Genomic DNA, 26,309 nt, shown 5'->3' on the forward strand with positions numbered 1-26,309 from the left:
GATTGCGTTCAGCCACCGCGCCGCAGCGCAGCAACGGTTTCAAGCACGACCCGTTCGGCGCCCTGGTCGAGCGCGGCCTTCTCGGCCGCGTCCCGCAGGTTGCGGGCCGCCGAGATGCGGGTCAGGATCGGATGGCCGGACACGATCCGGTCGAGTTCGGCCTGCGCGTCGGCATCCCAGGGGAAGTCGCGGCGCAGCGTGGCGGGGGTGGCCGCCGCCGCGTCCATCTCGGACCCCAGCGGCAGGATGTGGAACAGCGCGTCGAACAGGCCGTTGCAGACCTCCTGCAACAGGTAGACGGCCCCGGCATAGCCCATGAAGGGCGTCCCGGTGTGGCGGCGGATCGCGGCTCCGGGAAACGATGCCGGAATGAACACCGGCTGCGGCCCGTGGCCTGCCCGCGTCTCGGCCAGATACATCTTTTCGTTGATCGACCCCATCAGGATCAGCGGGCGGTCCTTGCGGATCATCGCGCGCACCGCCTCGTTGTTCGTCTTCTGCCCCGCCACCCGCGCCACCGCAAAGGCGCAGGGCAGGCCCAGGTCGCCTTCAAGGTAGTGCCGGATGCCCCGCGCATAGGTCTCGTTCGCCACGATCCCGAACGACGCCGTGGCAAAGAAATCCTGCGTCACCGACCGCCACAGATCCCACAGCGGTTTCAGCGTGCTGTGCTTCTCGCGGGCGATGAAGGGCTCGGGGTCCAGGCCCAGCAGTTCACCCAGCTTGCGCAGGAAGCGCGTGGTGCTGTCCATGCCCAGGGGCGCCTGCAGGTAGGGCTTGCCCAGAACCTCGCACAGGCCACGGCCGAATTCGCGGTACATGCAGATGTTGACGTCCGCATTCACCAGATGCCGCATCTCGGCCAGATGGGCGCCCAGCGGCATCACCATGTTGACCTCGGCCCCGATGCCCTCGACCAGGCGGCGGATCTCGTGCAGGTCCGACGCCATGTTGAAGACGCCGTACATCGGCCCCAGGATGTTGACGCGCGGCTTGTCCTGCGGCTGGCGCTTCATCTCGGGGGGCATGCGGCCCTTGGTCTGCCCGAACTCGGTGAACAGCCAGGTCATCGCGCGATCGGCGCACTGCCACTGGTCCTCGTCGATGGTGCGGGGCAGGAACCGCTGGATGTTGGTGCCCATCGGGGTCACGCCGCCGCCGATCATCTCGGCAATGCTGCCGGTGACGACCACCGCGGGCAGCGCGGGGTCGAGCGTCTTCCACGCCCGGCGCATCGCGCCTTCGGTGCCGTCGCGGCCCAGTTCTTCCTCGCCCAGCCCCGTCACCACGATCGGCAGCTCGTGCGGCGGCAGCGCGTCGGTGTAATGCAGCACCGATGTCACCGGCAGGTTCTCGCAGCCGACGGGACCGTCGATCACCACCTGCAAACCCTTGACGGCACAGAAGGCATAGATCGCCCCCCAGTATCCGCCCGCCCGGTCATGATCCTGGATCAGCATCAGATCATGTCCTCGGCCCTGGCCGCCTTCGCGGCCTTGTCGAGTTTCTTCTGGTGCTGCGCGCGGAAGTCCGGGCGCAGGTTCGGCGCGCCTTCCCAGATGCCAGCGGCATCACCCGTGCCCACACCCTCGAAGAACGCGCGCATCCCGTCCATCCGGGTCTTGCCCGCGATGGCGGCGTTCACCACCTGCCCCAGCGAGCCGGCCCCGGCAGGCCCCATCAGCGGCCGGGCCGAGATGAGATTCGTGAAGTAAAGTGCCGGAATCGCAAGCTCTTTCGCCTTCTGCACCACCGGGGTCGTGCCGATGGCCAGATCGGGGCGGAAGCAGTCCATCGCCGCCAGGTCGTCCTCGAGGCTGGCGCGGTAGCGCACTGTCACGCCGCGCGCTTCCAGCCAGTCGCGATCGGCGGCCGACCACTCCGACCGGGCGCAGGCGGTGCCCACATAGGGGATTTCCGCGCCCGACTCGATCAGCAGCCGGGCCACCAGCAGTTCCGACCCCTCGTAGCCCGACAGCGTGATGCGCCCGCGGACCGGGTTCGCCGCAAGGGCGCCCCGGATGGCCGGAAGAAAGGCGTTCTGCGCCGCCGCGATCTGCCCGGCCGACACCCCATGCGCCTCGCCGATGTTGCGCAGCCAGTCCGCCGTGCCGTCATGGCCGACCGGCGCGCTGCCCACCACGGGCCGCCCGGCCGCCCGGAATTCGCGCACCGCCGCCGTGTAGAACGGATGGATCGCCGCGCAGACCGCCGAATCCAGCGCGGCATAAAGTTCGCGCCATTCCCGGCAGGGCACCACCGGCCCCGCCGCCAGCCCCATCGGCGCCAGCAGCGCCCCGATCATCATCGGATCGGCGGGGAACATCTCGCCCAGCAGCGCCACGGTCGGCCGGTCCGACCGGCCCGCGGCGGGCGCCGCGACCGGCCCCGCCTCGATCTCGGCGCGCGCATAGGCCAGCATGGCGCCGGCCAGCACGTCCTTGGCCTCGGCATGGGTCGGCACGCCGAAGCCCGGCACGTCGATGCCCACGATCCGCACACCGTTGATCTCGTTCGGCAAAAGCCGCAGCGGCACGCCGCTGGCGGTCGGCACGCAGAGGTTCGTGACCACCACCGCGTCATAGCGGTCGGGATCGGCAAGTTCGTGAACCGCCTCGCGGATGTCCTCGAACAGCTTGCCGGTCACCAGCGTCTCGCTGTTGAAGGGCACATAGCCCACCGACCGCCGGGCGCCGTAGAAATGGCTGACGAAGGTCAGGCCATAGACACAGCAGGCGCTGCCCGACAGGACCGTGGCCACCCGCCGCATCCGCAACCCGACGCGCAGGCTGCCAAAGGCCGGGCACATGGATTGCGGTTTGTCATGAGGGCCCTGCGGATAGTCCTTCGCATAGCGGTCAAGGATCTCGGATTGCCCGGCGGCCCGCGCCGCCGCCGCCATTTCGGCCGCGCCCGCATGACAGCCCATGCCATCCGCCGGGGTCGCGGCGGGGCCCGCGTCGATGGTGCCGACCGTGGTCAGCCCCGTGTCGCCCGCGCTGTCATAGGCCACTTCCGTCACTTGCCGCCCTCGCCTGAGGAAAGCCGCGCAAGCGCCTGGTCCAGAAGAGAAAGGGCACGAAGATCAAGCATCGTCATACACCACTTCCAGCGATGCCTTCAGCACCGCGTTCTTGCCCCGCATGTCGGCATCGGATGCCGGGGTCAGCACGAAATCCGCGCCTGTGGTCTCGGCCGAGAACAGCCCCAGCAACCCGTCCTGCGTCAGCGGCCGCGGCCGCACCGGGGGCGCCCCGGCCACCGCCTCGGCCAGTTGCGCGAACAGCGGGCCCCACTGGCTTTCGTAGGAGCCGACAATCTGATAGTTCGCGGATTTCTTGCGCAGGTCGTCATCCTGCGGGATCGCGGCCAGCACCGGGATCTTCACCGCCTCGGCAAAGGCCGCGGCCTCGCCCGTGCCATCGTCCTTGTTGATCACAAGGCCTGCGATGCCGACGTTGCCGCCCAGCTTGCGGAAGTATTCGACCGCCGAACAGACGTTGTTGGCGACATAAAGGCTCTGCAGGTCGTTCGATCCGACCAGGATCACCTTCTGCGCCATGTCCCGCGCGATCGGCAGGCCGAACCCGCCGCAGACCACGTCGCCCAGGAAATCGAGCAGCACATAGTCGAAGTCCCAGTCATGGAACCCGAGCTTTTCCAGCAGCTCGAAGCCGTGGATGATGCCCCGCCCGCCGCAGCCGCGCCCCACCTCCGGCCCGCCAAGCTCCATCGCGAACACGCCGCCGCGCTTGAAACAGACATCGCCGATCTTGACCTCCTCGCCCGCCAGTTTCTTGCGGGTCGAGGTTTCGATGATCGTCGGGCAGGCCTTGCCGCCGAACAGCAGGCTGGTGGTGTCGGACTTGGGGTCGCAGCCGATCAGCAGCACGCGCTTGCCCATCTCGGCCATCATGTGGCTGAGGTTGGCCAGCGTGAAGGACTTGCCGATCCCGCCCTTGCCGTAGATCGCGATGATCTGGGTCTTCTTCGACGGCGGATCCTGCGGAACCTCCAGCGTCGGCTCCTCGGCCGCCTCGGCGCGCAGCCGTGCATCGAAGTCCTTGAGGTTGGGCACGTCGGTCATCAGTGGCTCCAGTCCAGGATCATCTTCAGGCAGGCGGGTGAGGTGAACGCGGTCTCGTAGGCGGCGGGCGCATCGCGACAGTCGGCGCGGTGCGTGATCAGCCCGTCCAGCGACAGCGCGCCCGCGCCGATCAGCGCGCGCGTCGCGGTCAGATCTTCGGGCGTCCATTCGGCGGCGATGCGGATGCGCGCCTCCTTCATGAAGGCGGGGGGGAAGGCGAACGAGATCGGCTGGGTATAGAACCCCGCCAGCACCACCTCGCCGCCCTTCGCGATGCGCCCGATCAGGCTGTTCAGCAGCCCCTCGGCGCCCGAGGCGTCATAGATGGCGCGATAGTCGCGGCGGGAATCGGCCTCGGGGTCGAGGACGGGGTAGCCATCGCCGCCCGCGCGGCGGTCGGGGTTCACCTCCCACACCGTGGGCGGCGCGCCCCCTGCGGCCAGCGTCAGCCGGGCCAAGAGGCGGCCCAGCACGCCGTGGCCGACGATCAGGTCGGGAAGCGCGGTGTCGAACCCGGCCAGGGCATGGCGCGCGGTCGCGGCCAGCGCCAGCAGCGCACCCTCGGCCCCCATGCCCGCCTCGATCCGCGTCACGCGTGCGGCCGGCGTCACCAGGTGCCGCGCCGCACCACCGAACAGGCCCCGCACCGGCAACCCGTCGCGCGGACCAAAGCAGTTGGCGCCCGGAACAAAGACCGTCTCACCCCCGCGAAAGCCGCTGTCGGGCCCGGCATGCACTACGCGCCCCGCCGCCTCGTAGCCCGGGACAAGCGGATAACCCATGCCCGGAAACGGCGGCATCGTACCGGACCAGAACAGTTTTTCGGTGCCGGTCGAGATGCCGGAATGGTCGATCTCGACCACCAGATCGGCAGGGCCCGGTTCGGAGAGCGTCAGCCCCCCGAGCGCGAGCGCCTTGGGGCCGGACAGGATGACGGCCGTGGTTTCCATCGTGTTCTTCCTGCGACGGCGCCCCCTTTCCCCATGGCGGGAGTCGGCCGGGTCGCTTAAGTGTCAGTTTAGGCTTACATCACATACTGTCAACTATATTAGACATACGGATGTCACGACCGCTGCGCGACGACGGTCGATGTGACGAAGGGGCGCGGGCCGGGGTGGCTGCGGATGCCGGTGAACCCGGCCAGCGCCAGATGCCCCGCGATCGCCTCGGCCGAACGGGTGCGGCCGGTCTGCATTGCCGCGCAATAGAAGGCAAAATACACATCCGTCGCCGGATCGGGCCGGGCTCCGCCCGACATCGGCTCGGACACGATGACCCGCCCGCCCGGCGGCAGGGCCGCGTGAACCCGCGCCAGCAGCGCCGCGACCGTGGCATCGGAATGGTCGTAGAGCACGCGCACCAGGCTGATCGCATCGGCCCCGCGCGGCAGGTCATCGTCGCGGAAACTGCCCGGCACACGGGCGATTCCCGGCGGCAGCCGCGCGGCGTCCAGCACTGCGGGCAGGTCGAACAGCGTCAGCCGCAGCCCCGGGTGCGCCCGCGCCACCGCCCGCAGGAATGCGCCGGTGCCGCCGCCCACGTCCATCAGATGCGCCACGCCCCGCAGATCGGCCAGGCGCAGCGTATCCTCGGCCACCAGCGTCTGGCTGTCTTCCATCAGGCGGGAATAGCGCGCGGCAGTCTCGGGATCGGCGGCCGCCCCGGCGCCAAAGACATAAGGCCAGAATCGCGCCAGTTCGGGCGCCGTCTCGCCGCGCAGGAAGGCCACGGGATCGGCAAGATCGCGGTAGAGCACCGCATGATGGCGCACCATCGCCGACAGGCCGGGCACCCCGAGGAAGGCCGCGCCCCGATGCGACAGGCGGAACCGTCCGTCGCGCATCCGCCGCAGCAGGCCGAGCGCGGCCCCCGCCTGCAGCAGCATCTGCATCCGGTCCTCGGTCAGCCCGGCAGGTCCCGCAAGGTCGCTGGGCGACCGGGGCACGGTCAGGCGGGGCAGCAGGTCAAGCTCGACCAGCGCCATCAGCGCCTGGCTGCGCACGAAGCCCTGGACCAGATCGAACATCGCCGCGCCCTCGGCCCGGACGACGCGCGACAACAGCGGCATGCGCGCCGCCCATGCCTGGAACCGCCGCGAACCCATCAGCCGCGTCACCAGGCCCGGCGACGCGGCAGGCAGGCGCGTGTCAGGCAGGCTGACCATCGGTCAGCCGCGCGGCACGGCGGGCGCGACCGGCGTCATCCGTTCGGCATACTTGCGCACCATCGCGGCCAGCATCGCCTCGCCCCGGCAGGACGGGATCGACGCGATGGCACCCGACAGGATGTCGCGCAGATGCCGGATCGCCCCGGGCACGCCCAGTTCCGACACCGCTGACGGGCGGGCATGCGCGGCATCCTGCCCGGCGGGCTTGCCCAGCGTCTCGGCATCGTAAAGCGCGTCGCGAAGGTCGTCGGCCACCTGGAACGCCTCGCCGATGCGGGCGCCCAGTTCCTGCCAGGGTTCGGGGTCATGGCCGGCGGCCAGCGCCCCCATCTGGGTCGCCGCAACGAACAGCGCCCCGGTCTTGGCGCGGTGATAGGCCCGCAGGTCAACCTGCGTCTCGCTTTCCCAGCCCTGCCCGGCGCAGATCCCGCCCGGCATGCCGCTGCGCGCCGCGAGGATCCGCACAAGCCCCAGCGCGCGGGCGGCATCATGCCCGGCGGCAGCGGCCAGCGTGTCGAAGGCCAGGATGATCAGGCTGTCGCCCGCCAGAACGGCCAGCGGTTCACTGAACGCGCGATGCACCGTGGCCTTGCCCCGCCGGGTGTCGGCATCGTCGAAACAGGGCAGGTCGTCATGCACGAGGCTGGCGCAATGGATCAGTTCCAGCGCCGCCGCCGCCGCATCGGTCAGGCCCGGGCGATCGTCGCCGCAGGCCAGGGCGACCGAAGTCAGGATCGTGGGCCGGATCCGCGCCCCGCCGGGCAGCACCGCATAGGGCAGCGCCGCCGTCAGGCGGGGCGGCGCGTCGGCCCCGCGGGCCGCGTCAAGCGCCCCAAGAATGGCCGCCTCGATGCGGGCCTCGATCAGCGCGGGTGTGGCGGGCGGCGCGGTCATGGGGACGGCCTTTCCTGATGTGTCAGATATTTTGGACACCAATGTGTAATTCATACTGGACAGACAGGGTCGGCGAGTCAACACTCCCGCCATGGACAGGCCCGCAATAGCTGCCGCGACCGGCCGGCGTGTCGTGGTGATCGGCGCCGGAATCGGCGGCCTGTCAGCAGCGCTCCGGCTGTCGGCGGCCGGTTGCGAGGTGACCGTGGTCGAGGCCGCACCGACCCCGGGCGGCAAGATGCGCACGGTCCCCAGTGCTGCGGGTCCGGTGGATGCCGGGCCGACCGTCCTGACGATGCGCGGCGTCTTCGACGCGCTCTGCGCCGATGCGGGCACCGCCCTCGATGACCACTTGCGGTTGATCCCGCTCGACTGCATCGCCCGGCACTGGTGGCCGGGGACCGGCCCCCTGGACCTGTTCACCGATCCCGCCCGCAGCGCCGAGGCCATCGGCGCCTTCGCCGGGCCGCAGGCCGTGGCGGATTTCCGGCGGTTCGACGCCCGCACCCGGCTGGCCTATGCCGCCTTCGACGGGCCGGTGATGCAGTCGGCCCGGCTGTCGCCCGCCGCGCTGGCCCGCGCCGCGCTGGTGGCGCCCGCGCTCTGGCCGATGCTGGCGCCGGGCATGACGCTGGCGCGCTGGCTGGCGCTGCAGTTCCGCGACCCGCGCCTGCGCCAGCTGTTCGGGCGCTATGCCACCTATGTCGGCGGCTGCCCCGATGCCTCGCCCGCCGTGCTGTCGCTGATCTGGCAGGCCGAGGCGGCAGGGGTCTGGGCGGTCGAGGGCGGGATGCACCGGCTTGCACAGGTGCTGGCGGACCTGGCCCGCGACCGGGGCGCGCAGTTCCGCCACGGCGCGCGGGCGGTGCGGATCGCCGAGCACTGGGGGCATGTGTCGGGCGTGCACCTGGCCTGCGGCACGCAGCTTCCTGCGGATCATGTGGTGTTCAACGGCGATCCCGCCGCGCTGGCTGCGGGGCTGCTGGGCCCGGCGGCACAGGCCGCCCTGCCCCGCGGCGCCACGCAGCCCCGCAGCCTGTCGGCCCGGGTCTGGAGCTTTGCCGCCATCCCGCGCGGCCCCGACCTTGCCTATCACAACGTGTTCTTCACCCCCGACCCGCAGGCCGAATTCGCGCCGCTGCGGCGCGGCCAGGCGCCCGAGGCCGCATCCTTCTATGTCTGTGCCCAGGACCGCGCCGCCGCGCCGCCGCCGCCGGGCCGCGCCGAGCGGTTCGAGATCATCCTGAACGCGCCGGCGGGCACCGCCGCCACACCGGAAGAGGACCGCCGATGCCACGCGATGATGCGCGACACCCTGGCCAGCCACGGGCTGACCTTCGACCCCGAACCGCAACTGGCGACGATGGCCGCACCGGCAGATTTCGCGCGGATGTTCCCGGGCAGCGGGGGGGCGATCTACGGCCTGTCGCCGCACGGGCTGACGGCCAGCTTCCGGCGCCCGGCGGTGGCGACCCGGCTGGCCGGACTGTGGCTCTGCGGCGGGGGGGTGCATCCGGGGGCGGGCGTGCCGATGGCGGCGCGGTCGGGATGGAACGCGGCGCAGGGCGTGCTGATGGCCCCTGCTTCTCCGTCCCGGTCGGGCCGGACGGCTATGCCTGGTGGTATGTCGACGGGGTCTCCGACTGCGGCACCCGCGCCGTCTCGGTCATCGCCTTCATAGGCTCGGTGTTCTCGCCCTGGTACCGCTGGTCCGGGCGGCGCGACCCCGAGAACCATGTCTGCATCAACGTCGCCACCTATGGCCCGGGCGGCCGCTTCACCATGACCGACCGGGGCCGCGCCGCCCTGCGCCGCAGCGACCACAGCTTCACCGTCGGCCCCTCGTCGCTGGCCTGGCAGGACGGCAGGCTGGTCATCGAGATCGACGAATGGGGCGCCCCGCCGATGGTGACGCCGGTGTGCGGGCGCATCGTGCTGACCCCCGCCGCCCTGACCACGGCCAGCGTCGACCTTACCCCCGACGGCGCGCACCGCTGGCGCCCCTTCGCCCCGGTGGCCCGAATCGATGTCGCCCTGTCGCAGGGCCACCGCTGGCAGGGGCACGGCTATTTCGATGCCAACTTCGGCAGCCGCGCGCTCGAGGCGGATTTCGACACCTGGACCTGGGGGCGCTACCCGCTGGCCTCCGGCGCCGCCTGCTTCTATGACGCGCGGCGCCGCGACGGGTCGCGCCTGGCGCTGGGCCTGCACATCGCCCCCGACGGTACCGCGACCGAGATCGCCGATGCCCCGCCCGACACGGCGATGGCGCGCACGCTCTGGGGCATCGCGCGCCGCACCCGGGCCGATCCCGGCACCCGGCCCCGGCAGGTCATGGCGATGCTCGAGGCGCCGTTCTATTCCCGTGCGCTGGTGCGGACCGTCCTGAACGGCGAACCCACCACCGGCGTGCACGAGGCGCTTGACCTGCGCCGGTTCCGTGGTCCCTGGCTGATGCCGATGCTCGCGGTCCGCGTGCCGCGCCGCGCCGGCTGGACCTTTCCGCCCGGCTGATGCGCGCTCAGCGCGCAGCCGTGCCGGGGTTCATCCGCCACACCGCCAGGTTCAGCGCGCCCGCCACGGTCACCCAGACCAGGTAGGGCGCGAACAGCAGGCCCGCCACCGGATCCAGCAGCCAGAAGCTGACCGTCGTCAGCGCCACGAACAGCCACAGGCCCCCCATCACCACCATCGCCGCCCCCATCCGGTGCAGGCCGAAGAACACCGGCGTCCACAGCGTGTTGAACGCGATCTGCGCGGCCCAGAAGGCCAGCGCCTGCCCCGACCCCGGCAGCACCGCGATCCGCGCCGCCGCCACCGCCATGCTGATGTAGAGGATCGTCCAGACCACCGGAAACACCCAGCCCGGCGGCGTCCAGACCGGCTTGCGCAACCTGTCGTACCAGGCGCCGGGTTCGAACATCGCCCCCGTGGCGGCCGCCGCGCCGCAGGCGGCAAGGAAGGTCAGGAACAGGCCCCAGTCCATGATGGCGTCCTCCGGTCAGGCAGGGTGAACCTGGCACCCCGCAACCGAAGGGCAACAGATGGCAGCATCTCAGGTCGCGCGGCCCACCGCTGGCGACAGCGCGCCAAAGATCCGGTCCATGTGCTCGGTCAGGTAGATGCGCAGCCAGGGCGTGAACCGCGCGGGGTGGCGTTGCACCTCGGCGGCCAGGTCGTAGAGGTCGATCCAGTCCACCGCCGCGACCTCGGCCGGGTTCGGCGCCACCGCCAGGCCCTCGGGCGCCTCGGCGGTGAACACCTCCACCACCTCGTGCTCGGTCAGCCCGCCACCCACTTCGGCGCGGTATTCCACCTGACCGGCCGGGGCGACCGACAGACCCCGGATGCCCAGTTCCTCGCGCAGGCGGCGGCGGGCGCAGGCACCCGCCTCCTCGCCCCAGTGGGGATGGGTGCAGCAGGTGTTCGCCCAGAGACCCGGCGTATGGTATTTCGACAGCGCGCGCTGCTGGATCAGCACGCGCGACCCACGCATCACGAAGACCGACACCGCCGGATGGCGCAGCCCGCGCGCGTGAACCTCCAGCTTGTCCATCGGCACCAGCCGCCCGTCCAGCCAGGCCGCGATCATGCCGGGAAAGGGGGCGTTCATGTCCAGACCGGCGACACGAGGCGCGTCAGATGCGCAAGGTTCTTCAGCCCGATCTTGATATGCGCCAGCGGACGCGCCGCGACCAGCTTCTTGTTCATGTAGGCCTCGAACGTCAGGCGCTGCACGTCGACGTCGTGGCAAAGGCTCACGAACCGTTCCCGGCGCTCGTCCGACCTGTAATAGGCATCCTGCATCGACCGCAAGACCTTGAAGACGGTCTTGTGCTCCTTCATGAACAGCTTGCGTGCCAGCGCCAGGTCGCGGGCCCGCCCCGACCGCAGGACGGCCAGCGCCGCGGTGGCCGCCACCCGGCCGCCCACCATGGCATAATAGATCCCCTCGCCCGAGGATGGCGCCACCACCCCCGCCGCATCGCCCGCCAGCACCACGTCGCGGCCGTTGTCCCAGCGGTCCAGCGGCCGCAGCGGGATCGGCGCGCCCTCCTTGCGGATCGTCTCGCATCCCGTCAGGCCCGACATCGCGCGCAGCGCCGCCGTCGCCTCCTTCAGGTCGACACCATCCTTCTCGGTGCCCATGCCGACGCTGGCATGGTCCCCGTGCGGGAATACCCAGCCATAGAAATCGGGGCTGATCCGGCCGTCATAGATCACGTCGCAGCGGCGCGGGTCATAGTCGGCATTCGCCGCGCGCCCCGCCACGGGCGCCGCGATGATCTCGTGATACGCGATCACATAGGGGATGTCGCGGCCGCCCGGCACCTCGGCCCGCGCCACGGCCGACCGCGCCCCGTCGGCGCCGATCACCACGCGCGCGGCGGTGCGCCGCTCGGCGCCCGTTGCCTTGTCGCGCCAGACCACATGCGTGCCCTCGGCATCGCGCTCGACCCGCAGGAAGGTGCCGGTCAGACGCACCGCCCCGGCCTGTCCGGCCCGGTCGCGCAGGAACTCGTCGAAATGCTCGCGGTCGACCATGCCGACGAACCCGTTCTCGATCGGGATGTCGACGGCCCGCCCGGTGGGCGAGATCATGCGCGCCGTGGTGATCCGGGCGACGATCTGGCTGTCTGGGATGGCGAAATCCGCGATCAGGCGCGGCGGAATGGCACCGCCGCAGGGTTTGATGCGCCCGGCGCGGTCCAGGAGCGCCACCGACGCCCCGGCCCGCGCCGCATCCTCGGCCGCCGTCGCCCCCGACGGGCCGCCGCCCACAACGAAGATGTCATATGTCATGGCGTCACTCCCCCGGCACCATCGCCGCATGCGGGGCGCGGCCCCCGGCGGGCACCAGCACCCGCACAGCCATCAGCGCCGCGACCAGGAACAACCCCGCCTCGGCCAGAAACACCGCCCCGAAGGCGGCCGCATCGGGCAGCAGGTGGCGCAGCAGGTCCACCGCTGCGGCCCCCGTCAGCCCGCCGATCCCCGCCGCGATCGCCTGCGACGCACCCCAAAGGCCCATCCGCGTGCCCTCGCGCGCGCCGCGACCCTCGCCCGCAAGCGCCATCATCGACCCGATGGCGGCCACCGCGAACATCCCGTTGAACAGGCCCAGCATCACCACGGCGGGCACGATCAGCGCGCCGCCGCCCCCGCCCAGCCCGGCAATCACCACCAGCGCCGCCGCCGAACCCAGGCACCCCGCCACCACCCAGACCCGCAGCGACCCGATGCCCAGCCCCGTCGCCGCGATGCCCACGGCCAGCATGCCCAGGAACACGCCGCCGTTCTGCGCGCCCGACAGTTGTGTGGTCTCGCCCGGGGTCAGCCCGAACACGAGGCCCGCATAGGGTTCCAGGATCAGCTCCTGCATGAAATAGGCGGTCATCGACAGGAACACGAAGATCGTGAAGGCCCGCGCGCGCGGCTCGGCCCAGACCTCGGCCAGACCCTGGCGGAACGGCATCGGGCGGCCCTCGGACGGGGCGGCGGACACCCGCGCCTCGATCCCCGCGACGGCCAGCGCGGTCAGCGCCACCGCGCCCGCGCAGACCACCGCCACCACCTCGACCAGGCGCAGTGGCGTGTAGGGGTCCAGGAACCGGCCCGCCACCGTGGCCGTCACCGCGATGCCGAAGATCATCATCAGCCAGGTGATCGTGGCCGCAGCCGCACGGCGGCGCGGATGGGTCGCCGTCGCCAGCAGCGCCAGCAGCGAGGTGCCCGATGCCCCGACCCCTGCGCCGATCAGCGCATAGGCCAGCACCGACAGCGCAAGGCCGGGCCAGAAGGCGCCCGCCATCACCATCACGCCACAGGCCGCCGCCAGCCCTCCGGCCGCCAGCATCGCCATGCCGCCGACAATCCACCGCGTCCGCCGCCCCGAGGTATCGCTGCGATAGCCCCAGACCGGCCGCGACAGCTGCACGCCATAGTGCAGCCCCACCAGCAGCCCCGGCAGCACCGCCGGCAGCGCCAGTTCCACCACCATCAGCCGGTTGAGGGTGGAGGTCATCAGCACCACCACCGCCCCCAGGCTCATCTGCACCAGCCCCAGCCGGGCAATGGACAGCCAGCTCAGCATGGCACCCCCCCGCGGCGGGCGGGGCACCCCGGGCGCAAGACCGGCAAGGGCGGGCAACCGGCCCTCACGCCAGCCCCCGCAGGGCGAAGGCAGATACCATCATGCCCGCCACATACATCACCACGCCCACGCCGTTGTACCAGGGCGCGCGGCCCTTCGGATCGCGGAACAGCACGCGCATCGCGGCGATCTGGCCCAGCAGCAGCACGAACACCGCCAGCGCATGCCAGGGCTTGCCCCAGATCACCAGCAGCGGCACCACCACCGCCTGCGCCATGCCCATCACCGTGCAGGCCACCCGCGCCGCGACCTCAGGGCCCAGCACCACCGGCAGCGACCGCACGCCATGCTGGCGGTCCCCCTCCAGCGCCTTGAAATCGTTCAGCGTCATGATGCCATGCGCGCCAAAGGCGTAAAGCGCGGCGATCGTGACGACCTCGAAGGCAGGCGCCCCCGCCGCCATCACCGCGGCCCCGGTGAACCAGGGCAGCCCCTCATAGCACAGGCCCACCAGCCCCGGACCCCACCAGCCGGACCGCTTCAGCCGCACCGGCTCGGCCGAATAGGCCCAGGCCGCCAGCACCCCGGCCACCGTGGCGCCGAACCCCCAGGGCCCCAGCTGCCAGCCCACCGCCAGCGACAGCACCGACATCGCCAGCGCCACCCACAGTCCCCAGCGCCCCGGAATCCGCCCCGAGGGGATCGGGCGCTGCGGTTCGTTCACCGCGTCCACATGCCGGTCGCACCAGTCGTTCGCCGCCTGGCTCATCCCGCAGACGATGGGCCCGGCCAGCACGATGCCCAGCACCACCAGCCCCCAGTTCGCCGCGATGTCGCCGCCCGACGACACCACGCCGCACAGATAGGCCCACATCGGCGGGAACCAGGTGATCGGTTTCAGCAGCGTCAGCAGGGCCCGGGGTTCGGGCAGGCGACGGGGCGACTGTAAGGCAAGCGATACGGTCATGTGTCAAGTAAACAGGACAGTCACGAGTCGGGCAAGGGTGCTGGCGCCGCAGGTGTCAATTTTTCCTGACAGTCAGGACCGGTAGACCGCGAACCGGCAGCAGGGCGCCCCCATGGCGGCGCAGCAGGTCTCCTCGACCCGCGCGCGCGGCCAGACCAGGCTGCGGAACAGCCGCTCGAACACCGCCACATGCCAGTGGCACAGCGGCGCGGGCGCCACCTCGCCCGCGATCAGCGGGTTCCGCGCGATCTCGAACACCAGCGGGCGCCGCGTGGCGATGCGGAACCCGCCGGACCCGGCGAAGGTCCAGGCGTGGCGGTCGATGGCGGCGGCCAGCAGGCGCGCCCCGACCGCACCGGGCAACAGGCGCAGGCCCGTCCGGACCGGCGCCGGAATCCGGTGCAGCCGCACATAGTCGGCTACCCCCTGCCCCGCCAGCCGCAGCAGCCCCGCCGCCTGGCCGGGCGCCAGCGCCCGCAGCGTGCGATGCACCGCCGCGGCCTCCGCCTCGGGCCACATGCCCGCATCGGGCGGCGGCGGCGCGACGCCCGCCTGCGCGAACACCTGGTCGCGGAACGCCCGCCCCGCGTGCCGGTCCAGCACCGGCACCAGTTGCAGCAGCGCGTTCGGCCCGATCAGGCCGACCGGCGCCGCCCCGGCGACAGGCGCCGCCGCCGACAGGTCAACCGGCAGGCTGGTCAAGGCTTTCCGCCATCTGCGCGCGCCCGCCGCCGCAGGCCATGGGTGCGGCGCCATCCCCGGGCATCCGGAACGCCGCGCGTTCGGCCGCCCGTTCCTGCATCTGCGCCTTCACCGCCTCGCGCCGCTCGGCCGCCCGTGCGGCACGGTCGGCGCTGGCCTCCCAGTCGGCCATCTGCGCCTCGGCGATGGTGCGCGTCTCGTCGAAGTGGAAATCGACCTTGCCCTTGGTCTGCGGTCCCCAGTAGCCCGCCTTGCCAAGGTCATAGAACGTGCGCCCCACACCCGCCTTCAGAAAGGCCTTCAGGCATCCCAGCAGATAGCGGCGGCGGTACCCGGTGCCGCGCCAGGGATAGTGGAACAGCGCCTTGCGCATGTAGAACCGGCGGTAGTTCTTCATCACCCCGTCCAGCAGTTCCCCCCGCGTCATCGCGGCCGGCTTCATGATCGGCGTGACGAAGTTGTATTTCGAGAAGTCGAACACCTCGACCTGGTCGCGGATGTCCTGGAACAGCGGCGTGAAGGGCCAGGGCGTGTACATCGACCAGTTGGCAAGGTCGGGCTGCCAGTCCCAGGCCATCTGGAAGGTTTCCTCCAGCGTCTCGGGCGTCTCGTTGTCCAGCCCCACGATGAACTGCGCCTCGGTGAAGATGTCGGCCTCGCGCAGCAGGCGGATCGCCTCCTTGTTCTGCGCGACCGTGGTTTCCTTGTTGAACAGGTCCAGCTTCATCTGCGCCGCCGCCTCGGTGCCCAGCGAGACATGCACAAGCCCGGCCTGCCGGTAGAACTTCAGCAGGTCGCGGTCGCGCCAGATGTCGGTGACGCGGGTGTTGATGCCCCATTGCACCCGATCGGGCAGGCCGCGCGCGATCAGTTCCTCGCAGAACTGCACGAACTTCTTCTTGTTGATCGTCGGTTCCTCGTCCGCCAGGATGAAGAACCCGACGCCATGGTCGTTCACCAGACGCTCGATCTCGTCGACCACCTTCTTCGGGTCGCGCACCCGGTAGTCGCGCCAGAACTTCCACTGCGAACAGAACGAACAGGTGAACGGGCAGCCCCGCGCCATGTTCGGGATCGCGACACGGCGGTTCAGCGGAATGTAGGTGTATTTCTCCCAGTCGAGGATCGACCAGTCGGGGTCGATGGCGTCAAGGTCCTTGACCGTGCTGGCCGCCGGGGTGGCCACGATCTCGGCGCCCTCGCGAAAGGCGATGCCGCGCAGCTTGCGCCGGTCGGCGGGCCAGCGCCCCTCGCGCACCGCGATCGCCAGCGCCTGCATGATCTCCTCGCCCTCGCCGCGCACGATGACATCGACCCAGGGCGCCTCGGACAGGACCTGCCGGTACATGAAGGTCGCATGCACGCCCCCCAGCACGCGCAGCGCCTTCGGGCAGACCTCCTCGGCGATGCGCAACACCTCCTCGGCGGCATAGATCGACGGGGTGATGGCCGTGACGCCCACGATGTCGGGCGCAAGCGCGGCCAGACGCGCCCGCAGGTCGCCGGGGGAAAGGTGATGCGTCATCGCGTCGACGAAATGGATGTCATCGAATCCCGCCCGGCGCAGGTGTCCGGTCAGATAGGCGACCCAGGCGGGCGGCCAGTTGCCCGCGATCTCGGCGCCCCCGGAATGGTAGTTCGGATGGACAAAGACGATCCGCATGGCGCCCTCCGCATGACTGTCAAGTCAGGTTGACAGTTTGGCGACGCATCGGGATTGACATGGATCAATCCGGCCCTGCCGGGGACCGAAATCTTGACGATTGATGAATCCGAAATCGCAAGTGACTGATTTCATGGGAACGGACAGGGCGTCCCACGATGGGACGCCCCAGCAGCGCGACCGCCGCGCCCTATTCCTCGCCCTTGCTCAGCAACCCGTACTTGCGCAGCTTCACATACAGCGACTGGCGCGACAGGCCCAGCATCTCGGCCGCCGCGACGCGGTTGTTCCGCGTCAGTTCCACCGCCGTCTCGATGCACATCCGTTCGACCACGTCGGCCGTCTCGGCCACGATGTCCTTCAGCTTGGCCGATCCGACCAGCTCGACCACCGAACTCGACCCGTCCTCGGTTCCGCCCAGCCCGCTGCGCCGCATCGCCTCGGCCCGGCTGGCATCGCGCACCACAAGGGCCAGCACCGGCTGCGGCCGGTCGTTCAGCCAGGTCGCCGAAATCTCCACCGCCACCTGCGCCTGGAACATCGTCACCAGCCGCGTCGCATACATCCGCATCCGTCCGGTGCGCTTGGCGTTCTCGATCAGCACCTTCAGGTCGACCGCCCCGCGCAGCAGGAAATCGGCCAGCGAACGCCCCCGCACGGCGGCCAGCCCTGAACTGTCGGTCATGTTCAGGAAGGATTCGTTCGCGCCGCGGATCAGCCCGTCGCGGTCGGCGAACACGATGCCGTCCACCCCCTCGGCATAGAGCCGCCCCAGCGCGTCGCCCAGCTCGTCCGCCGCCGGGCGCACCTGTTCCACGACATCCAGCCGGCACAGCAGCAGCCGCTCGCCCGCGGCACGGAACACCAGCGGAACCATCATCACCCGCTTCTGGCTGCGCCGGGCCTGCATCTCGATCGGGGTGGCCGCATCCGCCGTCGCAAGGCTCGCCATGGTTTCCAGCAGCTCGCCGCGCCGACGCCCCACGAACTCCTGCGCGACCGCCGCCCCCAGAAGCTCGTTGCGGGTGCCGCCCAGGAGGTTCGCGGCCACCTGGTTCAGGTCGGCAATCCGGCCCGTCGCCATCGACACCAGCAGAATGGCGTCGCGCGTCATCTCCATCAGCACACGATAGCGCGTGTCGATCTCGCGCTGCGCCTCATAGTCCTTTTCCAGCGCCAGCTGCACCGACACCAGCTTCTGCTGGATCTCGGCGATGGCCCGCATGTCGCGGCCCAGCATCAGCACCGATTCATCCCCCGGCAGGCGGTGCAGCGCATAGCGCACCGGAAAGCCTGCGTTGACCGCATCCTCATGCGTGATCTCGACGGCCAGCGAGGTGCCTTCCGGCGCCTCGTGCAGCTGGGTCAGGCGGCGGTCGAGCTTCTGCACGCTCTCGGGCGTCAGAAGCTCCCGAACCTGGCGGCCGACCCAGGTTTCAAGCTGCCCGAAGGACCGGTGATGTTCATTCACGAGAACCGAGATGACCGCGCCGTCGCGGGTCACATGGAGTGCGATATCCGACGCGGTCGATATGACCTCCGCCAGAAGATCGGGCGCGAGCATGGGTATCGACCCGCCGCTCAACATCGCACTTCCGTTCTTCAACACAACATCCGATCGTCACGTGCCGCCTTTGTCCACCCGGGCGCCGGTGGCTTTCACGCCCGCTTCCGTGCCCTGACCTCTTCGCTTGCCCGCAGGCCACAGGCCGCCAGTGCCTGTCCGATATCCGTCGCTGCCGCGTCGGCCCCTACGGCGGAGGCCACGTCCGGCACCCTTTGCAGGATTCCGCCGCCGATCACCACACACAGGTCGTCCGGCCCAAGTACTCTAAGTGTTTCTACAAATCTGCCCAGTTGCGCAAGGTGGCTGCTTCCCGAAGCGGAAATCAGCGCACCGTCGAAGTGGATCGCGGCGAACAGCGCCGACAGTTCCGCGCGCGATGGCGCCAGCGCAAGCCGAACCGACACCCCGCAGCGGCGCAACTGGCCCAGCAGCACCAGCGCCCCCAGCGTGTGCTGTTCCCCCGGCGCCACGCACAGCAGCACGCAGGTCTCCCGCTCGGGCAGGGCGGCATCCGCCGTCCAGGCGGCGCCGATGGCGCGCAGCATCGACTGCAGCCGGGCCGAGGCCAGCGTCACCTCGGCGAACCCCAGCCGGTCGTCGAGCCATTCCTCGCCCAGCTGCGCCGCGGCCGCGGGGATGTAGAGGTCCGAGATCGCGGCGGGCGACACCTTCTGGCGCACCAGTTCGCGCAGGAACCCGCCCATCACCGCATCGTCGGCGGATGTGGAAGACCGCACGAGCGCTTCGAGAATCTCGGGGCGCATCACCATGTCCGCAGCACTGCGGCGCGCGGCCAGCAGTGCGACGACCCAGGATGCGAAATCGATCACCCCACCCTCCCCGGCTTTTCCCCGACGGGTCGGTCCCGGCGACGGATGCAGGTCGAAACTGTAACGCTGATCCTGCATTCCACAAGCTCCGGCTGGATGCGGCAATCTGCTCGTCGATCTGCGCGGAAGGGCGACAACCGGGCGCGCGCAGCCCGCCCCCGTCTCGCCCCCAACAGTCGGACAGCCGGGCAGAAATGTCAAAGCAAATTGACACCCGACCACGGGAACAATCTGCGCGGCACGCGGAATCCATTCAACACATTATTTTATAACGTCATTCTTGAATTGCAGAAACCAAGCGCATCCTTGGCGCCGAACCGCATCGGCCCCCCAAGGTGTAAGTTTTTATTGACACATGGGGCCGCAGGGCTAGGCTTGTCCGGCGAGATGCCTGGATGACATCCCGACCGCCAATCCGAAAGCCCACGATGCCCCGCACAGCCCGACAGCGCGCCCCGCTCTACACGCCCGAAGAACGTGCACGTCGTGACGCCACGGTCTGGACGCTGGTGCAGGGGATTCTGGCGCCGCTGCAGTTCCTGGCCTTCGCGGTCAGCGTGGTGCTAGTGTTCCGCTATCTCTGGACCGGCGAAGGTTACGGCGCGGCGACCGTCTCGATTCTCGTCAAGACCGGGTTCCTCTATGTCATCATGGTCACCGGCGCGATCTGGGAAAAGGTCGTGTTCGGGCGCTACCTGTTCGCGCCCGCCTTCTTCTGGGAAGATGTCTTCAGCTTTGCCGTGATCGCCCTGCACAGCGCCTATCTGGTGGTGCTGTGGCGCGGCGACGCCGGACCCGCCGCCGAGATGGCCATCGCCCTGGCCGCCTATTTTGCCTATGCAATCAATGCCTTCCAGTTCCTCTGGAAACTGCGCATGGCGCGTCTCGACGCGGCCGCCATGGCCCCCGGCGGGGTGCCCGCATGACCGCCGGATGCACCGACACCCCCGTCCTGCGCGAGCGCGGCCAGCGCGAGGTGTTCTGCGGCCTGACCGGCATCATCTGGCTACACCGCAAGATGCAGGATGCGTTCTTCCTGGTCGTCGGCAGCCGCACCTGCGCGCATCTGCTGCAATCGGCGGCGGGCGTGATGATCTTTGCCGAACCGCGCTTCGGCACCGCGATTCTCGAGGAAAAGGATCTGGCGGGGCTGGCCGATGCCAACGCCGAACTTGACCGCGAAGTGGCCCGCCTGCTGGCCCGCCGCCCCGACATCCGGCAACTGTTCCTCGTGGGGTCCTGCCCGTCCGAGGTCATCAAGCTCGATCTCGCCCGCGCGGCCGAGCGAATCAATGCGGCCCACGTTGGCCGGGTGCGGTGCTACAACTACTCCGGGTCCGGCATCGAGACGACATTCACGCAGGGCGAGGACGCCTGCCTGGCCGCGCTCGTTCCGGCACTTCCGGCGAATCAGGCGCGCAGCCTGATCGTCGTGGGTGCCCTGCCCGATGTGGTCGAGGACCAGATGCTGGGCCTGCTGTCGGCCATGGGCATCGGCCCGGTCAGCGTGCTGCCCGCGCATCGTGCGGCCGACGCGCCGGGCGTGGGGCCAAACACGGTTTTCGCGCTGACCCAGCCCTTCCTGGGCGACACGCATGCCGCCCTCGTGCGGCGCGGCGCGCGGCCGATCCCGGCCCCCTTCCCCTTCGGCGAGGCCGGGACGACCGCCTGGCTGGCCGCCGTCGCGGCCGAATTCGGCGTGGACCCCGCCCTGTTCGAGGCGGTCACCGCCGCGCCGCGTGCCCGCGCCCGAAAGGCCATCGCCGCCGCCGCCGAGACGCTGCGCGACAGGTCGGTCTTCTTCTTTCCCGACAGCCAGCTTGAAATCCCCCTCGCCCGGTTCCTGACCGTCGAGTGCGGGATGCGCGCGGTCGAGGTGGGCACGCCCTTCCTGCACCAGACGATCCATGGCCCCGACCTGGCGCTCCTCCCCGCCGGTCCGGTCATCTCGGAGGGCCAGGACGTGGATCGCCAGCTTGACCGCGCGCGCGCGGCACGCCCGGATCTGACGGTCTGCGGCCTCGGCCTTGCCAACCCGCTGGAATCCGAGGGCTTGACGACGAAATGGGCCATCGAACTGGTGTTCAGTCCGGTGCATTTCTACGAACAGGCGGGCGATCTTGCCGCCCTGTTCGCCCGGCCGCTCCGCCGCCGCGCGGCGCTGCGCCAGCACCCGAACCGGCTGGAGGCGGCGGAATGAAACTGACGCTCTGGACCTACGAGGGGCCAACCCATGTCGGCGCGATGCGCGTCGCCACCGGCATGACGGGCCTGCACTATGTGCTGCACGCGCCGCAGGGCGATACCTATGCCGACCTGCTGTTCACGATGATCGAACGGCGCGGCCAGCGCCCGCCGGTCACCTACACCACCTTCCAGGCGCGCGACCTGGGGGCCGACACGGCGGGCCTGTTCATGCAGGCCGCGCGCGAGGCCGAGGCGCGGTTCAAGCCGCAGGCGATGATCGTCGGCGCCTCCTGCACCGCCGAACTGATCCAGGACGATCCGGGCGGTCTGGCCGAGACCATGGGCCTGTCGGTGCCGGTGATCGCGCTCGACCTGCCGTCCTACAGCCGGAAAGAGAATTTCGGCGCCGACGAAACCTTCTACCAGATCGTCAAGGCACTGGCCCGCCCGATGCCCCGGACCGAGGCGGTCACCTGCAACCTGCTGGGGGCCACCGGCCTGGGTTTCCGCCACCGCGACGATGTGGCCGAGGTCACGAAGATGCTGGCCGACATGGGAATTTCCGTCAACGTCTGCGCCCCGATGGGTGCCAGCCCGGCCGATGTCGCGCGCATGGGCGCGGCGCATTTCAACGTGCTGCTCTATCCCGAAACCGGCGAGACGGCGGCACGCCACTGCGAACGCGCCTTCGGGCAGCCCTGGACCCAGGTCGTGCCCATCGGTGTCGGCGCCACGCGGGATTTCCTGGCCGAGGTGTCCGCGATCACCGGCCTGCCCGTCCGCGCCGACGAAAGCCGCCTGCGCCAGCCCTGGTGGTCCGCCTCGGTCGATTCGACCTATCTGACGGGCAAGCGCGTCTTTGTTTTCGGCGACGCCACGCATGTCATGGCCGCCGCCCGCATCGCCCGCGACGAGATCGGGTTCGAGGTGGTGGGCATCGGCGCCTACAACCGCGAATTCGCCCGCCCCCTGCGCAGCTTCGCCAAGGGGTTCGGGATCGAGGCGCTGATCACCGACGACTATCTGGAGGTCGAGGAGGCGATCGCCGCGCTCGCCCCCGAACTGATCCTCGGCACCCAGATGGAACGCCACATCGCCAAGCGTCTGGGCATTCCCTGCGCCGTGATCAGCGCGCCCGTGCATGTGCAGGATTTTCCCGCCCGCTACAGCCCGCAGATGGGCTTCGAGGGTGCGAATGTCATCTTCGACACCTGGGTGCATCCGCTTGTCATGGGGCTTGAGGAACATCTGCTGACGATGTTCCGCGAGGATTTCGAGTTTCACGACGCGGCGGGCGCCTCGCACCACGGCGGCAAGGCCGTCGCCCGGCCCGAGGATGCGTCCCCCTCCCCCGTCACCGCCCCCACGGCGGCGGCTGCCGCCGCCGCGCCCGTCCCTGCCGCCACCGGTGCGGATGTGATGGTCTGGCTGGCCGAGGCCGAGCGCGAATTGCGCAAGATCCCCTTCTTCGTGCGCGGCAAGGCGCGCCGCAACACCGAGAAATTCGCCGCGGACAAGGGCCTGAGCGAAATCAGCGTCGACACCCTCTACGAGGCAAAGGCCCATTATGCGCGCTGAGACGAACATAAGGCCCGCCTACAGCGTGGTGATCGTCACGCTCGATGCGCATGCGGCAGGCCCGGCGGCCCGCATCGCGCCGCGCCTGCAGCGCGATTTTCCGGGCCTCGTGGTCAGTGTCCATGCAGCCGCCGAATGGGCCGAGAATCCGGCGGCGCTGCTGCGGGCGCGGGATGCGGTGGACCATGCCGACCTCGTGGTCGCCAACCTGCTGTTCATCGAGGAACACATCCAGGCGATCCTGCCCAACCTTCAGGCCGCCCGTGACCGGGCCGACGCCTTTGTCGGCGTCATCGCCGACCCCTCCGTGGTCAAGCTGACCAGGATGGGCGATCTGGACATGGCCCGCCCGGCCACCGGCGTCATGGCCTTCCTGAAGAAGCTGCGCGGCAACGCCCAGCCCTCGGCCAGTTCGGGCGAAAGGCAGATGACGCTGCTGCGCCGCCTGCCAAAGATCCTGCGGTTCATCCCGGGCAAGGCGCAGGACCTGCGGGCATGGTTCCTGTCGATGCAGTACTGGCTCGGCGGGTCGGACGACAACATCGAACAGATGATCCGCTTCCTGGTCGGTCGCTACGCGACCGTGGCGGGCTGGAAGGGCGCGGCGGCGAAGGCGCCGGTCGATTACCCCGATGTCGGCCTCTACCATCCGCGCCTGCCCGGCCGCATCACCACCCGCGCCGCAGACCTGCCGCGCCCGGCCGGGGCAAGGGGCACGGTGGGCCTGCTGCTGCTGCGCTCCTACATCCTCGCGTCGGACTGCACGCATTATGACGCGGTGATCGCCGCACTCGAGGCGCAGGGGCTGGCCGTGGTGCCCGCCTTCGCCGGGGGGCTCGACGGGCGCCCCGCGATCGACGCCTACTTCCGCGACACGCGCGGCACCCGGATCGACGCGCTTGTATCGCTGACCGGCTTTTCCATGGTGGGCGGCCCCGCCTACAACGACAGCCCCGCCGCCGTCGCCGCGCTGGCCGCGCTGGATGTGCCCTATGTCGCGGCGCATCCGCTGGAATTCCAGACCCTGGGGCAATGGGCGGCCTCGGGCGGCGGCCTTGGCCCGGTCGAAACCACCATGCTGGTCGCCCTGCCCGAAATCGACGGCGCCACCAATCCCACGGTGTTCGCCGGGCGCCACGGGATGGATGGCTGCAACGGATGCGCGCGGCGCTGCCGCCCGGGCGCCGAGGCGCGCGCCATGGCGCCCTGCACCGAACGGATCGGCGTGCTGGCCGACAAGGTCGCCCGCCTGGTGCGGCTGCGCCGGTCGCGTGTCGCCGAACGCAGGGTCGCCGTGGTGCTCTACGGCTTTCCGCCGAACGCGGGCGCGGTGGGCAGCGCCGCCTACCTGTCGGTGTTCGAAAGCCTGTTCAACACGCTGCACGCGATGGCGGCCGAGGGCTATGCCCTGACCCCGCCCGCCACGGTCGAGGATCTGCGCGCGGCGGTCCTGACCCCGGCCCATGGCCAGGTAGCCGCCGTGGCCGCCCATGTGCCCGCCGACAGGATCGTGGCCGACTGTGCCTGGCTCGACGAGATCGAGGCCGTCTGGGGCCCCGCCCCGGGCCGCCAGCAATCCGACGGGCGCGGCGTCTTCGTGCTGGGCGCGCGCTTCGGCAATGTCTTCGTCGGCGTCCAGCCGGTCTTCGGCTACGAGGGCGACCCGATGCGCCTTCTGTTCGAGAAGGGCTTTGCCCCCACCCACGCTTTCGCGGCCTTCTACCGCTGGATCCGCCAGGATTTCGCGGCCGACGCGGTGCTGCATTTCGGAATGCATGGCGCGCTGGAATTCATGCCGGGCAAGCAGGCAGGGGCGTCCGGCGCCTGCTGGCCCGACCGGCTGATCGGCGGGCTGCCCAACATCTATCTCTATGCCGCGAACAACCCGTCCGAGGCGACGCTGGCCAAGCGGCGGTCGAACGCCATCACGGTGACGCACCTGACCCCGCCGCTGGCCTCGGCCGGTCTCTACAAGGCGCTGGCCGACCTCAAGGACAGCGTGACGCGCTGGCGTGCCGCCACGCCCGACGACCCGGCCCGCGCGGATCTGGCCGCGCTGATCGCCACCCAGGCCGAGGCGGTGGACATGCCGGGCCAGGACCCGGATGCGCTCTGGCTCAGGCTTCTGGAAACCGAAGGCGCGCTGATCCCCGACGGGCTGCATGTGATGGGCCGCCCGATGCCCGCAGAACAGCGCGCCCGCATGCTGCAGCTCATGGGCCTCTCGGGCGATGCGGCGGCCCGCGCCGAGGCGCTGTTGCGGCAGTCCTGCGAAATTCCCGCCCTGCTGGCGGCGCTGGGCGGGCATTTCATTGCTCCCGTCCCGGGCGGCGACCTGATCCGCGCGCCCGAAATCCTGCCCACGGGGCGCAACATCCACGCCTTCGATCCGTTCCGCATGCCCACCGCCTTCGCCATGCGGGACGGCGCCGCGCAGGCGGCCCGGCTGCTTGCCGCGCATCCCGCCCTGCCGCGCACCGTGGCGCTGGTGCTCTGGGGGTCGGACAACATCAAGTCCGACGGCGGACCGATCGCGCAGGCCCTGGCGCTGATGGGCGCGACCCCCCGGTTCGACAGCTACGGCCGTCTCTGCGGTGCCGACCTGATCCCTCTGGCCGATCTCGGGCGCCCGCGCATCGACGTGGTGATGACGCTGTCGGGCATCTTCCGCGATCTCTTGCCCCTGCAGACCCGGATGCTGGCCGAGGCGGCCTGGAAGGCCGCCACCGCCGACGAACCCGAGGCGCAGAACTTCATCCGCGCGCATGCCCTGGCCTATGCGGCCGAGATGGGCGTCGACATGGAAACCGCCGCCCTGCGCGTGTTCTCGAACGCCGAAGGGGCGTATGGCGCCAACGTCAACACGCTGGTCGGTTCCTCGGCCTTCGGCGTCGAGGACGAACTGGCCGACGCCTACGAGGCCCGCAAGTCCTTCGCCTATGGCCGCAGCGGCAAGGCGGTGAAGAATGCGGGCCTGCTGCAAAAGGCGCTGCGCGACGTGGACCTCGCCTACCAGAACCTCGAATCGGTGGAACTGGGGGTCACCACGGTCGACCACTATTTCGACACGCTGGGCGGCATCGCCCGCGCGGTGAAACGGGCACGGGGCGGGGCGGAAACGCCGGTCTACATCGGTGACCAGACGCGCGGCGCGGGCAAGGTGCGCAGCCTGCGCGAACAGATCGCGCTGGAAACCCGGTCGCGCAGCCTGAACCCCCGCTTCTACGAACCGCTGCTGACCCATGGGGCCGAGGGCGTGCGCCAGATCGAGGCGCATGTGACCAACACGATGGGCTGGTCCGCCACGACCGAGGCGGTCGAGCCCTGGGTCTACCAGCGCCTGAGCGAGACCTTCGTGCTGGACGAGGCCATGCGCCGGCGTCTGGCCAGCCTCAACCCCGAGGCATCCGCCCGCATGGCCAACCGGCTGATCGAGGCGAGCGAACGCAACTACTGGCAGCCCGATGCCGCAACGCTGGCCGCCCTGCGCGGCGCGGCGGACGAGCTTGAGGATCGCATGGAAGGGATCGCGGCAGAATGACGATGCAGCCGATAGCCCCGACCCCGACGCGC

Annotated in this window: 21 protein-coding genes; 6 read left to right on the top strand and 15 right to left on the bottom strand. The window is 70.3% G+C overall.

What is annotated here, in order from left to right; genetic code table 11:
* Positions 1-8: 8 nt before the first annotated feature.
* The 6 genes from bchZ to KF887_14315 form a co-directional block, all read right to left on the bottom strand.
* Entirely contained in the window at positions 9-1,460 is a 1,452-nt protein-coding gene (gene bchZ / locus KF887_14290; GenBank protein QYK40578.1) for a chlorophyllide a reductase subunit Z, read from the bottom strand.
* Positions 1,460-2,929, bottom strand: a complete 1,470-nt coding sequence (gene bchY, locus KF887_14295; protein QYK43583.1) for a chlorophyllide a reductase subunit Y — start codon at positions 2,927-2,929, stop codon at positions 1,460-1,462. Before bchY ends, bchZ begins: the two co-directional genes overlap by 1 nt.
* A 156-nt stretch (positions 2,930-3,085) precedes the next feature.
* Entirely contained in the window at positions 3,086-4,087 is a 1,002-nt protein-coding gene (locus KF887_14300) for a chlorophyllide a reductase iron protein subunit X (protein ID QYK40579.1), read from the bottom strand.
* Positions 4,087-5,037: a chlorophyll synthesis pathway protein BchC gene (bchC, locus tag KF887_14305; GenBank protein ID QYK40580.1), complete on the bottom strand. Its 951-nt coding sequence runs from the start codon at positions 5,035-5,037 to the stop codon at positions 4,087-4,089. The genes KF887_14300 and bchC overlap by 1 nt, the downstream gene beginning before the upstream one ends.
* A gap of 113 nt (positions 5,038-5,150) precedes the next feature.
* Positions 5,151-6,251, bottom strand: coding sequence for a methyltransferase domain-containing protein (locus KF887_14310; protein ID QYK40581.1), 1,101 nt, complete (start codon positions 6,249-6,251; stop codon positions 5,151-5,153).
* A gap of 3 nt (positions 6,252-6,254) precedes the next feature.
* Positions 6,255-7,202 (bottom strand): polyprenyl synthetase family protein, encoded by a 948-nt coding sequence (locus tag KF887_14315; GenBank protein ID QYK40582.1) that lies wholly within the window; start codon positions 7,200-7,202, stop codon positions 6,255-6,257.
* Between the two features lie 37 nt (positions 7,203-7,239).
* Between KF887_14315 and KF887_14320 the strand changes: the two genes are divergently transcribed.
* Both KF887_14320 and KF887_14325 read left to right on the top strand, forming a co-directional pair.
* Positions 7,240-8,829 (top strand): FAD-dependent oxidoreductase, encoded by a 1,590-nt coding sequence (locus KF887_14320; GenBank protein ID QYK40583.1) that lies wholly within the window; start codon positions 7,240-7,242, stop codon positions 8,827-8,829.
* Positions 8,817-9,662: a carotenoid 1,2-hydratase gene (locus KF887_14325; protein QYK43584.1), complete on the top strand. Its 846-nt coding sequence runs from the start codon at positions 8,817-8,819 to the stop codon at positions 9,660-9,662. The genes KF887_14320 and KF887_14325 overlap by 13 nt, the downstream gene beginning before the upstream one ends.
* Before the next feature lie 7 nt (positions 9,663-9,669).
* On the opposite strand, the gene KF887_14330 is transcribed toward KF887_14325, so the two are convergent.
* The 9 genes from KF887_14330 to KF887_14370 all read right to left on the bottom strand — a co-directional run bounded on the left by KF887_14330 (position 9,670) and on the right by KF887_14370 (position 18,971).
* Positions 9,670-10,134, bottom strand: a complete 465-nt coding sequence (locus KF887_14330; protein QYK40584.1) for a tryptophan-rich sensory protein — start codon at positions 10,132-10,134, stop codon at positions 9,670-9,672.
* Between the two features lie 69 nt (positions 10,135-10,203).
* A complete protein-coding gene (gene idi, locus KF887_14335) occupies positions 10,204-10,740 on the bottom strand; it encodes an isopentenyl-diphosphate Delta-isomerase (GenBank protein ID QYK43585.1) in 537 nt (178 codons plus the stop codon).
* Positions 10,741-10,757: 17 nt separating this feature from the next.
* On the bottom strand, positions 10,758-11,951 hold the full coding sequence (locus KF887_14340; GenBank protein QYK40585.1) for a geranylgeranyl diphosphate reductase: 1,194 nt from the start codon (positions 11,949-11,951) through the stop codon (positions 10,758-10,760).
* 4 nt (positions 11,952-11,955) lie between these two features.
* Positions 11,956-13,242 (bottom strand): BCD family MFS transporter, encoded by a 1,287-nt coding sequence (locus KF887_14345; protein ID QYK40586.1) that lies wholly within the window; start codon positions 13,240-13,242, stop codon positions 11,956-11,958.
* A 64-nt stretch (positions 13,243-13,306) separates the two neighbouring features.
* On the bottom strand, positions 13,307-14,209 hold the full coding sequence (gene chlG, locus KF887_14350; GenBank protein QYK40587.1) for a chlorophyll synthase ChlG: 903 nt from the start codon (positions 14,207-14,209) through the stop codon (positions 13,307-13,309).
* A 72-nt stretch (positions 14,210-14,281) separates the two neighbouring features.
* Positions 14,282-14,965: a bacteriochlorophyll 4-vinyl reductase gene (gene bchJ, locus KF887_14355; protein ID QYK40588.1), complete on the bottom strand. Its 684-nt coding sequence runs from the start codon at positions 14,963-14,965 to the stop codon at positions 14,282-14,284.
* On the bottom strand, positions 14,892-16,574 hold the full coding sequence (gene bchE / locus KF887_14360; GenBank protein ID QYK40589.1) for a magnesium-protoporphyrin IX monomethyl ester anaerobic oxidative cyclase: 1,683 nt from the start codon (positions 16,572-16,574) through the stop codon (positions 14,892-14,894). The genes bchJ and bchE overlap by 74 nt, the downstream gene beginning before the upstream one ends.
* Before the next feature lie 190 nt (positions 16,575-16,764).
* Positions 16,765-18,162, bottom strand: coding sequence for a transcriptional regulator PpsR (gene ppsR / locus KF887_14365; GenBank protein QYK43586.1), 1,398 nt, complete (start codon positions 18,160-18,162; stop codon positions 16,765-16,767).
* A 71-nt stretch (positions 18,163-18,233) separates the two neighbouring features.
* Positions 18,234-18,971, bottom strand: coding sequence for a hypothetical protein (locus tag KF887_14370; GenBank protein ID QYK40590.1), 738 nt, complete (start codon positions 18,969-18,971; stop codon positions 18,234-18,236).
* A gap of 428 nt (positions 18,972-19,399) precedes the next feature.
* Here KF887_14370 and bchF point away from each other — a divergent pair, with 428 nt between their 5' ends.
* Genes bchF through KF887_14390 form a run of 4 tightly spaced genes read left to right on the top strand, consistent with a single transcriptional unit; the run spans position 19,400 to position 26,277 of the window.
* A complete protein-coding gene (gene bchF, locus KF887_14375; GenBank protein QYK40591.1) occupies positions 19,400-19,897 on the top strand; it encodes a 2-vinyl bacteriochlorophyllide hydratase in 498 nt (165 codons plus the stop codon).
* A complete protein-coding gene (locus KF887_14380; protein ID QYK40592.1) occupies positions 19,894-21,171 on the top strand; it encodes a ferredoxin:protochlorophyllide reductase (ATP-dependent) subunit N in 1,278 nt (425 codons plus the stop codon). The genes bchF and KF887_14380 overlap by 4 nt, the downstream gene beginning before the upstream one ends.
* On the top strand, positions 21,168-22,736 hold the full coding sequence (locus KF887_14385; protein QYK40593.1) for a ferredoxin:protochlorophyllide reductase (ATP-dependent) subunit B: 1,569 nt from the start codon (positions 21,168-21,170) through the stop codon (positions 22,734-22,736). The genes KF887_14380 and KF887_14385 overlap by 4 nt, the downstream gene beginning before the upstream one ends.
* Positions 22,726-26,277: a magnesium chelatase subunit H gene (locus KF887_14390; protein ID QYK40594.1), complete on the top strand. Its 3,552-nt coding sequence runs from the start codon at positions 22,726-22,728 to the stop codon at positions 26,275-26,277. Before KF887_14385 ends, KF887_14390 begins: the two co-directional genes overlap by 11 nt.
* The last annotated feature ends 32 nt before the right edge of the window (positions 26,278-26,309 follow it).

This window comes from Paracoccaceae bacterium, from assembly GCA_019454225.1.
In the GTDB taxonomy this organism is placed as follows: domain Bacteria; phylum Pseudomonadota; class Alphaproteobacteria; order Rhodobacterales; family Rhodobacteraceae.